This is a genomic window from Acinetobacter sp. RIT698 (assembly GCF_009668065.1).
Lineage (GTDB): Bacteria > Pseudomonadota > Gammaproteobacteria > Pseudomonadales > Moraxellaceae > Acinetobacter > Acinetobacter guillouiae.
On record NZ_WJYH01000075.1, the window covers coordinates 1 to 13,363 of the forward strand.

Here is a 13,363-nt window from a genome sequence, read left to right on the forward strand (position 1 = left end):
AATTTCAAATACATTTAAATCTTATTTTGTTCTGTTTAATTATGATTTTATTTAAAAATTTTTATTGAAAAATAATGCATTAAACATATTTATCATATTGATATATACATAAAAAAAGCAAGTGATTTACACTTGCTTTTTTCCAAACTCATTTTTAATTTAAGCTTTAGGTAAGGTTACCCCAACCTGACCTTGGTATTTACCACCACGATCTTTATAAGACGTTTCACAAACTTCATCAGATTCAAAAAACAGCATTTGAGCAACGCCTTCACCAGCATAAATACGCGCAGGTAAATTCGTCGTATTTGAAAACTCTAATGTCACGTGACCTTCCCACTCAGGTTCAAGTGGCGTTACATTTACAATGATACCGCAACGCGCATAAGTCGATTTACCTAGGCAAATCGTCAAAACATTTCGTGGAATACGGAAATATTCAACAGTACGTGCTAATGCAAATGAATTTGGAGGGATGATACAGACATCAGATTCAATGTCGATAAAACTACGCTCATCGAAATTTTTAGGGTCTACAATAGCAGAGTGAACATTGGTAAAGACTTTAAACTCACGTGCACAACGTACGTCATAACCATAGCTAGATACGCCATAAGAAATCAGCTTTTCACCTTGTTCATCATAACGCACTTGGTTTTCTGCATACGGTTCAATCATACCGTGCTTTTCGCTCATTTCACGAATCCAACGATCAGACTTAATTGCCATTTATCTCTATCCCAAAACTGTGCTATTTACTGCGCTGTACTTTAACTGAAATTGCTTTTGAAAGGAATGTTTATGACGAAATAGAGCAACCCAAGTCTGTAAGTAAACGTACAAACTTAAGTTCAACTATAATCGATTGTTAAAGGCTTAAAAGTGCTGAATAGCTCAGTGGTACAGTAAAACTCACTAAAACTAAAGACGCAGTTCTTTGCATATTGCGCTGATTGAGCCACGTCACTTTATTACTGCAAATCACAGAACCAATAAATGTCCAAAAAAATGCAATGGGTACGATTAATAATAAAAACACCAACATATGTGAAGTATAAGCAGACGCATTTTGCCATACATGTGTTGGGAAAATTGCAGAAGCGAAAAGAAGTGCTTTCGGGTTTAAAAGGGTTGCAAAAAATAACTCACGCGCCCGAATTGTCGCATGATTAAAGTTTTCATCTCGATTTGCTGTACGCCATAATTTCAAAGCCAGGAATAAAATATAACCTGCACTAAATAATTTGAGAATAACCGGAACACTTGGAAACTGTTTAGACACAGATCCAATAATTAATCCCCAAATGGTAATGGAGATAAGATAGCCAAGCGCTTCCGCTGGAATTAATGCAAGAGATTTTCGAATTCCAACTTGAATCCCAGAAGATGCTAAAAGCGTATTGGTTGGTCCTGGTGTTAAAAGAATCGTCACCACCAAGCCAATAAAAAACCATGAAATCATTAAATGACCTCATCAATGGATTGATCGCAGATTAAATCTTTTAAATTGAATTGGCAAAAAAATAATTGTAAGAGAACTTATTGAAGAACAGTCCTATAAATAAAAATATATATTATTTTCAATATCTTGAAAACATAAAGTCAGATAAAAACCGCAAAGTCACTGATCAAAGAAATGCTGTTTTTATGTCCAAAATCAAACTTTTAAATCAATAATAATACCTTTTAAATCAGTAAGTTTATTCCCAAATAGAACACTGATTAGCCTTAAAATAACAAGTAGTTCAATTACAGGCAGTCTTAGACACAAATCAAGGGCTTTTTAAGTAAATTTTCAGTTTTATTGACTATTCTTTATCCATATTTTTCTCTTACTCATTAGGTTTTTTGTCAGAAAGGTTGTCGTTTTTATCTACATTGATGCACAATAGTTACCTTTCTTGCATTTTCTACTTTTATGGCAAAGCATTTTTTTCAGTCTTGGCTCCCTAGTCCAGAGCGAGTCAACAATTTGAAATTCATGAAGATTTTTGGCGATAAAGCCTTAAGTCCTCAGCTTTGGTATGTCAATCGAAAATCGATTTCTAAAGCAATGTTTATTGGTACCTTTTGGGGCATCTTGCCTATCCCATTCCACACCTTATTAATTATTTTTTCAGTTTTATTCTTTGAAGCAAACTTACCGATTGGTTTAATTTTAGCTTGGATCATGAACCCCTTAACCATTGTCCCAATTTTGATTTTTGCCTTTTGGATTGGTTCCAAAATTTATCATGTGCATATGATCAATAAGGAAATGTTACTCGGTGTTTTCCATCAAATCATTCATTGGATCAAAAACTTTGGCCATGGGCATATTGATTTTAGTCTAGCCAAAATTCTTGCAACTGGTTTGTTTATTGAAGCATTTGTATTTGCATCGCTACTCTTTATTGTGACACGTATTTACTGGCGTTGGAGCGTGATTAAAAAATGGAATAACCGTAAAAAACAGCCAAACATTCTTTAAACAAGCTCCAACTTATTCTGAAAAAAATTTACTTCAAAGCGGCTTGTTTAGCTTTCATATATTCAACAACTACATCTAAAACATAATGCTGGCATGCTTCTCCAGTGCCTGGGTCATATGCACCGCCATTGGTAATATTGTTCGATAAAATACGAACACCAAGGAATGGGACTTTATATTGGCTGGCAATTTGTGCCACAGATGCAGCCTCCATTTCCTCTACAGAAGTGCCATAGTTTTTATGGAAAAAAGCAATTCGATCCAATTCATTGTTCCAAACATCTGCTGAACCAATAGTACCTTCAACCACACGGCCCTTGCTATAATTGGTTTTTGCACGCTGCGCCGCCAATAACAGATCTTTATCTGCTTCAAATTTACGAATCGCAATCGGTTCAGGATCAGACTCATCCGTAGGCAACACATCAAAAGCTTCTGTCCATTCAAGAGAATTCGAACCCTCTCCAACCGCTTTTTTAGGTGTTCTAAATGCACCAATATTGGTGGTGTAACGACCTAAAACAATATCATAGACATTAAGATCAGGATCATGTCCACCTGATGTTCCTTGGTTAATAATCGCAATGGGTTTATAACGTTCAATCGCAATTGCTGTTGCGGCAGCAGAGTTGCTCATTCCCATTCTTGTTTTAGAGATAATCACCGGATAACCTTGGTAGGTGCCTTTCCAAAACTTCCAACCACCGAACGTTTCGACTGTAGAATTGCTTAGTTTTGAGGCCATTTGCTCAGACTCTACAGGTAAAGCACCTTGAATAATGATGGGTTGCAATGATTTCTGTGCCGTTGAATTAGAATTGGTTTTATCTGAATCACTATCATTACATGCAGTCAAGAACATCGAACTACAGATTCCCAAGGCACATAAGATTTTTTTTAATAGCATGGTCTACTCAATGGTTTAAATAAGAAATTATACCTAAGCAATGAATATACCAGTTGATCAATTTTCTATATTTTTATACCTATATTTAAGAAAAAGTCTTTTAAATTTTATTTTTGAATTAAAAATATCTTCAATCAGTTTAGTATGATCTGTTGATCAGTCCTATTTGTAGCATACCCTTCATATTTAACAGTAATTATTTGAATTTCTTTGGGATATTAAAAATGGGCAATGCTTATAAAATCTTATTATCGAGTAAGTTTAAATATTTCATTGATTCATTCTCAAGTATCCTCTCTTTAATTCGATTGTTAAGATAAAGAGAGGACGCTTAAGAGGTCAATTCTTAGAAAATTCTATGCGGATCTTTTTCGGCTTTAGGTAAAGCTTGTGCAATTTTTTCAGCAATAGCCATATAGTTTTCTGCAGCAACATCTCCTGCAATCACAGAAGGTTTACCAGCATCAGCATTTTCACGAATTTGAACATTTAAAGGTAATCGACCCAGCAACGGAATATTATATTGCTCAGACAATTGATCTCCGCCACCAGTACCAAAAATTTGTTCTTCATGACCACAGTTTGAACAGATATGTGTCGACATATTTTCCACAACACCCATAACTGGAATATGCACTTTATTAAACAGTTCGATCCCTTTAACCGCATCCATCAAGGCTACATTCTGTGGTGTCGTCACAATCACAGCGCCAGTTACAGGAATACGCTGGGCAAGGGTTAATTGAATATCACCTGTACCAGGTGGCATATCGATAACTAGAACATCTAAATCAGGCCATAACGCTTGATTAAACAGTTGCATCAATGCACCTGTGGCTTTTGCACCACGCCAAGCAACTGGTGTATTTTCTTTTCCAATCAAATGACCGATCGAAAGTACCGCCATACCATAAGCTTCTAATGGTACAAAATTTTCACCTTCTATTTTAGGTGTTTGCCCTGCATTCCCCAGCATTGTTGGAATACTTGGACCATAGATATCAGCATCCAAAACCCCGACTTTTAAGCCTAGTTTGTGCAAAGCCAATGCGATATTTACTGTGGTGGTTGATTTACCCACACCACCTTTACCCGATGATATAAGGATCACATTTTCAATTCGAGGGTGTTTCGGAATATCTCGTTGTTGTGGTGCTGCTTTTTGAATCGGTGGATTATTAGGATCTACCTGTGTATTTGCCATTTTAGCAGAAGCATCGACAACTGGAGGAAGATTAGGGTGTTGATCTTTTGGCTTTGAAGCGCAACTATGCCCTGCTTTTCCATGCTGATCACTGCCACAACTCGAATCATGTTGAATTTTTTGTTGAATTACATGCAGATTCAACTCTTGAATACCGCACTTCTCCAATGCATCTGCGAGATCATCATGAATTTTTTGTAAATGATCTGCCTCTTCAGGATAAGTATTAATTGTCAGTTGTAATACTCGGCCTACAACATTCACTTGGGTAATACGATCTTTTAAACTACTTGAATTTGGCAAAATATAGTTTTGCAAAACAGATTGGACTTCTTCCTCTTTCACCTCCTGCGCAGGAGAAAAAACTGATTTAAGCGAAGAAAGCCACGACATAGATTTGCTCCAAATTTGCAAATACAATAAATACTGAGAACAGATAGTTTAACTGTAAATTGACCTGAGGTTAAGCAAACTTCTATTCAGCTTTTTGAATGTTGTTATTAATCCTACTGATTTAGTTGGTTTAGCATCCAAAATAATCATTTTATCTCATTGTTCAGAATGAACTTTTAGTTTTTTGCGATTTAGTTTGCTATGACAAACACCGTCTTAATAATTCCCATACAAATACTGGATAAAAAATAGCTATAGTCACGTTGGGTCATAACAACTTTGTGTGGTTTTTGACAATAATAAGGTAGGTCTATGAAGTCTCTATTATTTTTAGTTTTTTCTTTAATCATTTCGAGTTCAGCTTTTGCTGGAACATCTACAACTGCAGTGCGTACATCTTCAGGACAATTGGTTTCTGTAGGTGATAGTTTGACGGAAATGTCGACACGGATTGGCCAATCTCCAGTTTCAATGAACACTTATGAACGTAAAGAAGGTAAAACGACGGTTACCGTATCCAACTATATCTATGAGATTGAGAATGTAACTTATACTTTTACGGTGGTGAATAATCAGATTCGTGAAATTGAGTGGATTCGTAAAGAACCTTAAGTAAAAAGTATCACTGAACAGCGTGGCGCTGTTCAGTGATTGTTCAAATTACTTTTCATCATCTTTTTTGTGCTTCAAATCATTTACAGCTTGCTCACCTTTAAGCAGTGTTTCTTTTGCTTTATGTTTGAGGTCATCTGCAACCTTTTCAGCACCTAATTTTGCTTCTTTGGCTTTTAATTTCACATCATCAATTACTTCAGAAGCTTTGTTTTTTAAATCGTCTAAATTTGTCATGATTTTCTTCCTATTTAATTAAGTCTCACCCTAGTTATAACAACTGAAACTCCATAAAATGTAAAAAGATGCATTTCTTTAACAATTCATACACAGTTTGTAGCGATGTGTTTTTTTGTTTCAAAATGAATAAAATAGCCTATTCTGATTGATTGAAAATCATTGAATCAAAACAAATACCGAGTCTATTTAATGCAACAGTTAATGAAAGAAAAAATTATCCGAGTCTGTAATGATAAAATTGCCAAAAAGGGAGATGATGTTGGTTTATCTTTTTATGCATTCTTTGCCAATAAAAATGACGATCCAGAAACCCTAATGCAAGTGGCAGAATGGTGGATTAAAACCCATCAGCTTGATCATTTTGAAAAGGCAATCAAGATTAAGAAAATGATTGAAGATGAATGCTAAATATTCATTTTTTAAACAATTCATCATAATGCTGCATATGGGTAAAAATTCCGTCTTGTCTTCTATGTTGATCAATTTGCGGGACTAAATCCTGAAAATGGGAGGATTGAACATGGGCATCTAAAGCAGCTCGATCCACCCATTCCTCAATAAATACAAAATGCCCTGTATTGCGTAAATCATGATATAAATCATAGGCAATACAGCCCGCTTCTCGTTTAGTTTCCTCAACTAATTGTTGATATAAAGGTAAAACTAAATCAATTTTATCCACTTGGATAAAGTCTTCGGCAATCAGTTTAAGCATAGGTAATTTCTTATTGATATCGAAGTTCGAACATAACATGAAACGCAAATTTAAACCCAATGATGTACTTGTTTTCTAAACATATTCTGCGCATTAAATTTTCTGTATAAAATGAAATAAATTGCATTTCCGAGAATTAGACCGATACAAAACGGGAGCAATAACAGTAAATAAACGAAGAGTAAATAACTCAATGCCTCGATAAAACTAGATAGAGCACCATCTAAACATAAAACTAACAATAAAAAACATAGCATCATGATAAAGATCAAAGTTATAGATTTTATAATCTGTGTTGTTTCGATGATTTTTTGAGGTGCTTTAAATACTTTAAAAATAACTGCGTAACTAAAAAACCCGACCAGCAGTAAAAATGGAGTTAAATACAATACGACTTCCATGCCTCGGCTTGAAGTTCGTTCAGAAGCTGAAATAAATAAATCGCCCTGATAAAAATATAGAAAAAGACAAAATGGCACAACTAAACTGAGAACAGCCGCCAAACTTGCAAATGCTGACGCAACAAATACATACCAAGACCGCATGATTTTCTCCTGCTTCGATCTTGGTGTTAGTTTCTAAAATTAAAATGTAGCGTGTTTGATTAGGATGTGAAGTTTAGGTGAAGAATCATCACGATTCGGACTTTATGATCGGACATTTCCCATAAAACTGACTGCCGCAAATAGCCAAATAAACAATACGAAACTGCGACCCTGATTAAAATGATTCAAATCCGTACCATGTAGAATATTATGCCGTGTCATACTCACCGTTGAACTACTATCCATCTTATAAGCAGCCAACTCTAAAAAATAATGATTCAATTCATTGGCAATTTTAGCTTTATGCCACAAACTTTTAATCTCATGACCTTTTAACCCAGGAACGATTTTATAGACATCAATAAACTTGGTGTCCTGTTGTTTTAAATAACCATTTTGAACTAAAACAGCTGTTAACAAACCTTCTAATTGGGCATAAAGCAATGGAATACATCCCGCATACAACCCTAATTGATAGAGTTTAAAGCTTTGTTCTAACACAGCTTGGTATTGTGACTTCTGCTCACCCAGCGCTAATTGATCAAAAGCTTTAAACATCTCGGACTGAAAAAACTCACTGTTGATCACATCTAAAAGATTAAACTGAGCAATATCCTCAGCTTCATGTATCAATTGCCAAAAATGTAATAGATTGAGAGCATCATTGGCAATTTTAGCCCCTACAGGCTGATCCAATTGATTGGCTAAAACTTCAAAATAAGGCTCTTCTTGAGCAAACCCATTGAGTGTTTCAATAAGATACTGATGTTCATCTTCAGAAATATCTTCAAAATAGCGTTCAGCTTGTTTCAGAATATTTTTTTCAATCAGATTTTTACTATTTTGATTTTGTGGAATACGGGTTACAGGCTGGTCATCATCAAAATATTCATCATCAATCATAGGTTGGTCTCTCAAATTCATTTTCATTACTTTATTAACACTATCATTGATAAAAGTATCAAAGTGTCGTGTTAATTTTCTCGTTGCATTTGCAAAATTTTATTAATAATATCAGCCCCTAATGTTCTCGTATTTTTTGGGTTGCCTTTTGAATTGTCTATATTTACACCAATTTTTAATGCTATATCTCTTAATATTGGCTTCACAACCGATTGAGGCACTTTATTTTTTGTAATAGCTATCGTTAAATTAGAAAATCTCTGAATTTGATAATCCTCATAAAAAGCTTCGTCAACAATTGAAAACTCATCTGTAATAATTTCTATTTCATATCCTAAATAATCTGCTTTATCTAAAATATTCTGAATGTTTCCAGCTCCCCATTGATTTGAAATTACATATTTGCCTTCGTTCAAATTCAAAACTTCATTATCTTCAATAAAATATCTTGTCTTATCACTCGTATGTAAAACTTCATCATACAGTTTATACAGCTTTTTTCCTTGGCGTAATTCAAAAGGAAAATCTATCAATAAATCACTAAATGAAAGAATATTGTTGTTTTTTATATGTGTTTTAATTAATTCTAAGACAAGTTTTCTTTTATTCAACTCAATACCGTTAAATAAATACTTAGAATAATCTTTACTATTTAGTTTTTTTTGATTTTCACGTCTTTCCTCTGCTTTTTTTTGCGCACGTATTTGGTAATCTTTCGCCTCTGGCAATGGAATAACTTGTTGAATATCTATTAATATTTTTCCTGCATAATTATAAGGCTTCATACGGACACAAGTAATGTCTAAATCACGCTCATTCAACCATATTACAGATGTAGTTAATTCTCGGGAAAATTCCGCAGACACCAGAACTATTCGAACGTCGTTACCGAAATTAGCTTCATTTAACTCATCTAGATCAACAAAATCATTAAGAACTTCTATAGCATTTTCTCTTGTAAAATTTTCCTCTCCATTTTTATGCCTATGTTGAACTAACACATCTAACCCATGTTCATAAGTCATAGTTGAGATCATTGAAGCATAACGAAGCGCTTGTAACTCCATATGATCGCCTGTATCAGTGCGTTTTAGCTCAATGATTACCAAATTTGCTTGCTTATCAATTGCAAGTAAATCAATACGCTTACGAGACGCATCCCATTCAGCACATTCTTCCGCCAAAATTAAACAGTCTGGTGCAACAAGACTAATGTTTTGTTTTAAAGCCTGCTGTAAGTGTTGACGCTCTAAAATTGACTCATTTATAAAACTTGTTGTCTGAACTGGATTTAATTGACCATTTTCTAAAGTAAATATACTCATAATCTCTATGCTATTAAAATTATTAAATAAATTACTGTAAAGACTAGCATAAAATCTGCAATTGAAATTGCATTTATTTCACTTTTTAAGAAGGTTCTCTTTGTATTGCTTCATTCATCAGGTAAAATCAATGCCCTTGCATTAACTTTGAGAAAGAGAGTTATATCCGTGCGAAATATTTTAGTCACTAACGCCCTTCCATACGCAAATGGTCCTATTCATATGGGTCACCTACTCGGCTACATCCAAGCAGATATCTGGGTTCGTGCCATGCGTGCAATGGGTCATGAAGTGACTTATGTCTGCGCGGATGATGCACACGGTACAGCAATCATGCTCCGTGCAGAAGCAAATGGGATTAGCCCAGAAGCACAAATTGCCAATGTGCAAAAAGAGCATATCCGTGATTTTGATGGTTTTGGCGTACATTTTGATCACTATGATTCAACCAATAGCGATGAAAATAAAGCCCGTTCTGAGGAAATCTATATTAAAAACCGTGAGGCAGGCAATATTGCGATTCGTCCTGTTACACAGTTGTTTGATCCTGAAAAAAGCATGTTCTTGTCAGACCGTTTCATTAAAGGGACTTGTCCAAAATGTAAAGCGGAAGATCAGTATGGCGACTCATGCGAAGTATGTGGTACGACCTATAATGCAACAGAGCTATTGAATCCACGCTCAACATTAAGTGGTGCGACACCTGTTGAAAAATCATCAGATCATTATTTCTTTAAACTCCCAAATTTTGCCGAATACTTGCAAAAATGGACGCGTGACGAAGGTCGTTTACCTGTTTCGATCGCCAATAAGTTAGATGAATGGTTTGAAAATGGTCTAAACGATTGGGATATCTCTCGTGATGCACCTTATTTCGGCTTTGAAATTCCAGATGCACCAAATAAATATTTCTATGTTTGGGTTGATGCCCCGATTGGTTATATGTCAAGTTTTGAAAATTACATCAAAACGAAACGCCCAGAATTAAGCTTTGACGACTACTGGAAAAAAGATTCTAAAAATGAGGTCTATCACTTCATTGGTAAAGACATTGTATATTTCCATGCGTTGTTCTGGCCTGCGATGTTAGAAGGTGCAAATTACCGCACCCCTACAGGTCTATTCGTAAATGGTTTCTTGACTGTAAATGGTCAAAAAATGTCAAAATCGCGTGGCACATTTATTAAAGCTGAAACCTATTTACAGCACTTAAATCCTGAATATTTACGTTATTACTTTGCTTCTAAACTCTCTGATAAAGTTGAAGATTCTGATTTGAATCTTGATGACTTTGTACAAAAAGTAAATTCAGATTTAGTAGGAAAAGTTGTGAATATTGCCAGTCGTTGTGCAAAATTCATTAACAGCAATTTTAATAATAGCTTGTCTACAACATGTGCTGAACCTGAACTGGTTCAAAGTTTCATTGATGCGGGTGATTCGATTGCTCAATCTTATGAAGCGCGTGAGTTTTCAACCGCTATACGTGAAATCATGGCACTTGCTGATCGTGCAAATCAGTATATTGATGAGAAAAAACCATGGGCTTTGGCAAAACAAGAAGGTCAGGAACAACAAGTTCATGATGTCTGTTCTGTTGGGATCAATCTATTCCGCCAATTGGCTGTTTACTTGGCACCAGTACTTCCAACTTTGGCAAAACAAGTTCAAGACTTCTTAAAACTTGAAAGTTTTGATTTTACTTCAGGAAAAACGGTTTTAGTTGCGCATGAAATTGCTCAATTCCAACCATTGATGCAACGTGTTGATCCCAAAGCAGTTGCTGCAATGGTTGATGCATCAAAAGAATCTTTAGCTGCTGCAACACCAGCGAAAGCAGAAAAGAAAACTGAAAAAACCAAAGAGAAAAAGCCTGAAGCCAAAGTGGGTGAAGCAGAAATCATTACGATTGATGACTTTATCAAAGTCGACTTGCGTGTTGCTGAAGTCTTAGAAGCTACAACAGTAGAAGGTTCTGATAAGCTGCTTCAATTGACTCTAAATGTCGGTGAAGCTGAACCACGTAATGTATTCAGTGGGATCCGTGAGTTCTACAAACCTGAAGACTTAACTGGCAAATTGGTGGTTATGGTTGCAAACCTTGCGCCGCGTAAAATGCGTTTTGGTATTTCAAATGGTATGGTGCTTGCTGCTGGAAATGGTGATGGTGTTTGGGTGATTTCACCTGAATCTGGTGCGAAACCAGGTGATAAAGTTTCTTAATTATTGATTATCTCATCCTAGACGATCATAAATCACTAAAAGGCTTCTTCGGAAGTCTTTTTTTATGCTAATGTTTTACTACACTATCATTATAAAAATGAAAAAAAGGGGCTAGCCTCAATATGGATATGTCAAAAAATAACAAAAGAAAAATATCTGCATTTATCCTCTGTGGTCCATTCATCGGTACATTTATTATCGCAATCACATTTCACAGCGAAATTATTTTTTATAATCCAATGCGGTTTTTAAAAGGACTCATTACACCATCTATTATATTTCCAATGATCGCTGCATTCATCTTGATTACTCCATTTGGTTATCTCCTAGGGTGCATTCCAGCCATCATTACCAATCTCTTATTTAAACACTTTTTTGCAAGTAAATTAGCGTTAGCCTCTTGGCGTTATAGTTTTATCTATGGGTGTCTTTTAAGCTTTATGCTAGCCCCTTTTATTCTTATTATTGCTATAGTCACGCCGTCCCCTTTATTCACTTTTCTTTACCTCCAGTTTGTCCTTATACTACCAACAACGCTGATTTGTACTTTTATTGAATGGAAAAGAGCCAGAAATCGTCAGGATATAAATGAATGACCTCACATAGCTGATTCGATCATTGTGCATATTAATAAAAAATTCGCTTACAAAAGTAGATTTTTTTTCATATATAAAAAGCGCAGTGCTGAACGAATCCATGTTAAAAAATAATTCGTTAAATTAATTTTGATCAAATCCAATGAAAAAAACCGCCCTATCATTATCAGTACTTTTATTCGGCTTATTCCCTCTTACATCACAAGCAGAAGTCACTAAAACATTACCGATCATTGAACAACAAGCACAAGTAGCAGGATTTTACCAACATCAGCTGGGCAATACACAAATTACCGCCTTGCTAGATGGCACCAACTTTATGTCTCCCACACTATTTAAAGATATTTCACAGGATAAGGTTCAAGAAATTTTAAAGAAATATCATGCAGATCAAGCCAAAGGTGTACAAACATCGGTGAATGCATTTTTAGTTAACACAGGTAAATCACTGGTTTTGGTGGATAGTGGTACTGCAGATTGTTTCGGTGCGCATCTAGGCTCTGTATTAAAAAATCTCAAAGCTTCAGGTCATCAACCTGAACAAATCAATACGATTTTACTGACACATTTACATCCTGATCATTCTTGTGGTGTCAGTAAAAATGGCATAGCAAACTACCCAAATGCCACCATCTATGTCTCTGAAGATGAAGAAAATTATTGGTTGAATCCGAAACAGGCTGAAAAAATAGCACAAGATAAACGTGCCAATTACTTAGCAACTGTAGAAAAGATCAAAGCCGCCCTTGCACCCTATCAAGCTAAAAAGCAGTTTAAAACATTTAAACTGGGTGACAACATCAATGGATTTGAAGTGATCAACACAGCAGGTCATACCCCGGGACATTTTAGTTACAAACTAAAAACAACGGGTGAAGATATTGTTTTTATTGGGGATATTGTCCACTCTCATACAGTACAATTCGATAAACCAGAAACAGCAATAGAATATGATATTGACCCGAAAACAGCTGTTCAAACCCGATTAAAGCAGTTTTCAGATTATGCCAAAAATGGACAGACCATTGCAGCGCCACATTTGCCATTCCCGGGCATTGGACATATTTACTCAGCAGATGGGAAGAGCTATCAATGGATTCCTGTTCATTTTAAAGATTAATAATTTTATTGCTTAAGTAGAATCTTTTTAATGGTCTTTAAAAGCTCCTGCTAAGGCTAGAGCTTTTATTTTTCTTCTTAATTTCTTATCTTTTTCTTTCATATGGGCAT

The 13,363-nt window shown here is 35.3% G+C and carries 15 protein-coding genes; 6 read left to right on the forward strand and 9 right to left on the reverse strand.

The window, feature by feature from the left end; all coding sequences use genetic code 11:
- Positions 1 to 159: 159 nt before the first annotated feature.
- The gene (dcd, locus tag GJV03_RS20125; RefSeq protein ID WP_056515236.1) at positions 160 to 729 is read right to left on the reverse strand and encodes a dCTP deaminase; all 570 of its coding nucleotides are present in this window, start codon (positions 727 to 729) and stop codon (positions 160 to 162) included.
- 139 nt (positions 730 to 868) lie between these two features.
- On the reverse strand, positions 869 to 1,462 hold the full coding sequence (locus GJV03_RS20130) for a LysE family translocator (protein ID WP_004723817.1): 594 nt from the start codon (positions 1,460 to 1,462) through the stop codon (positions 869 to 871).
- Positions 1,463 to 1,918: 456 nt separating this feature from the next.
- Here GJV03_RS20130 and GJV03_RS20135 point away from each other — a divergent pair, with 456 nt between their 5' ends.
- Positions 1,919 to 2,470: a DUF2062 domain-containing protein gene (locus GJV03_RS20135; protein WP_105714362.1), complete on the forward strand. Its 552-nt coding sequence runs from the start codon at positions 1,919 to 1,921 to the stop codon at positions 2,468 to 2,470.
- A gap of 28 nt (positions 2,471 to 2,498) precedes the next feature.
- Here GJV03_RS20135 and GJV03_RS20140 read toward each other — a convergent pair whose 3' ends face one another.
- Positions 2,499 to 3,377: a 5'-methylthioadenosine/S-adenosylhomocysteine nucleosidase gene (locus tag GJV03_RS20140; protein WP_154130965.1), complete on the reverse strand. Its 879-nt coding sequence runs from the start codon at positions 3,375 to 3,377 to the stop codon at positions 2,499 to 2,501.
- 346 nt (positions 3,378 to 3,723) lie between these two features.
- Positions 3,724 to 4,974, reverse strand: a complete 1,251-nt coding sequence (gene apbC, locus GJV03_RS20145; RefSeq protein WP_154130966.1) for an iron-sulfur cluster carrier protein ApbC — start codon at positions 4,972 to 4,974, stop codon at positions 3,724 to 3,726.
- A gap of 312 nt (positions 4,975 to 5,286) precedes the next feature.
- On the opposite strand from apbC, the gene GJV03_RS20150 reads away from it, so the two are divergent.
- A complete protein-coding gene (locus GJV03_RS20150; protein ID WP_004817726.1) occupies positions 5,287 to 5,586 on the forward strand; it encodes a hypothetical protein in 300 nt (99 codons plus the stop codon).
- Between the two features lie 48 nt (positions 5,587 to 5,634).
- Here the strand turns inward: GJV03_RS20150 and GJV03_RS20155 are convergent, their stop codons facing one another.
- On the reverse strand, positions 5,635 to 5,823 hold the full coding sequence (locus GJV03_RS20155; RefSeq protein ID WP_004723829.1) for a hypothetical protein: 189 nt from the start codon (positions 5,821 to 5,823) through the stop codon (positions 5,635 to 5,637).
- Between the two features lie 192 nt (positions 5,824 to 6,015).
- Here GJV03_RS20155 and GJV03_RS20160 point away from each other — a divergent pair, with 192 nt between their 5' ends.
- Positions 6,016 to 6,234 carry a DUF6500 family protein gene (locus GJV03_RS20160; protein ID WP_056515251.1) on the forward strand — a complete coding sequence of 73 codons (219 nt, stop codon included), beginning with the start codon at positions 6,016 to 6,018 and terminating at the stop codon, positions 6,232 to 6,234.
- 4 nt (positions 6,235 to 6,238) lie between these two features.
- On the opposite strand, the gene GJV03_RS20165 is transcribed toward GJV03_RS20160, so the two are convergent.
- From GJV03_RS20165 to GJV03_RS20180, 4 genes are all read right to left on the reverse strand, one after another.
- Complete coding sequence (locus GJV03_RS20165) at positions 6,239 to 6,541, reverse strand: putative quinol monooxygenase (RefSeq protein WP_171501885.1); 303 nt, start codon at positions 6,539 to 6,541, stop codon at positions 6,239 to 6,241.
- Between the two features lie 50 nt (positions 6,542 to 6,591).
- Positions 6,592 to 7,086 carry a hypothetical protein gene (locus GJV03_RS20170; protein ID WP_154130968.1) on the reverse strand — a complete coding sequence of 165 codons (495 nt, stop codon included), beginning with the start codon at positions 7,084 to 7,086 and terminating at the stop codon, positions 6,592 to 6,594.
- 102 nt (positions 7,087 to 7,188) lie between these two features.
- Complete coding sequence (locus GJV03_RS20175; RefSeq protein ID WP_151956481.1) at positions 7,189 to 7,989, reverse strand: hypothetical protein; 801 nt, start codon at positions 7,987 to 7,989, stop codon at positions 7,189 to 7,191.
- A gap of 71 nt (positions 7,990 to 8,060) precedes the next feature.
- Positions 8,061 to 9,314 carry a hypothetical protein gene (locus tag GJV03_RS20180; RefSeq protein ID WP_151956480.1) on the reverse strand — a complete coding sequence of 418 codons (1,254 nt, stop codon included), beginning with the start codon at positions 9,312 to 9,314 and terminating at the stop codon, positions 8,061 to 8,063.
- 168 nt (positions 9,315 to 9,482) lie between these two features.
- Here GJV03_RS20180 and metG point away from each other — a divergent pair, with 168 nt between their 5' ends.
- The 3 genes from metG to GJV03_RS20195 all read left to right on the forward strand — a co-directional run bounded on the left by metG (position 9,483) and on the right by GJV03_RS20195 (position 13,253).
- The gene (metG, locus tag GJV03_RS20185) at positions 9,483 to 11,537 is read left to right on the forward strand and encodes a methionine--tRNA ligase (protein WP_354666876.1); all 2,055 of its coding nucleotides are present in this window, start codon (positions 9,483 to 9,485) and stop codon (positions 11,535 to 11,537) included.
- Positions 11,538 to 11,659: 122 nt separating this feature from the next.
- On the forward strand, positions 11,660 to 12,133 hold the full coding sequence (locus GJV03_RS20190; protein WP_151956478.1) for a hypothetical protein: 474 nt from the start codon (positions 11,660 to 11,662) through the stop codon (positions 12,131 to 12,133).
- Positions 12,134 to 12,275: 142 nt separating this feature from the next.
- Positions 12,276 to 13,253, forward strand: a complete 978-nt coding sequence (locus tag GJV03_RS20195) for an MBL fold metallo-hydrolase (RefSeq protein WP_154130969.1) — start codon at positions 12,276 to 12,278, stop codon at positions 13,251 to 13,253.
- Positions 13,254 to 13,363: the final 110 nt, after the last annotated feature.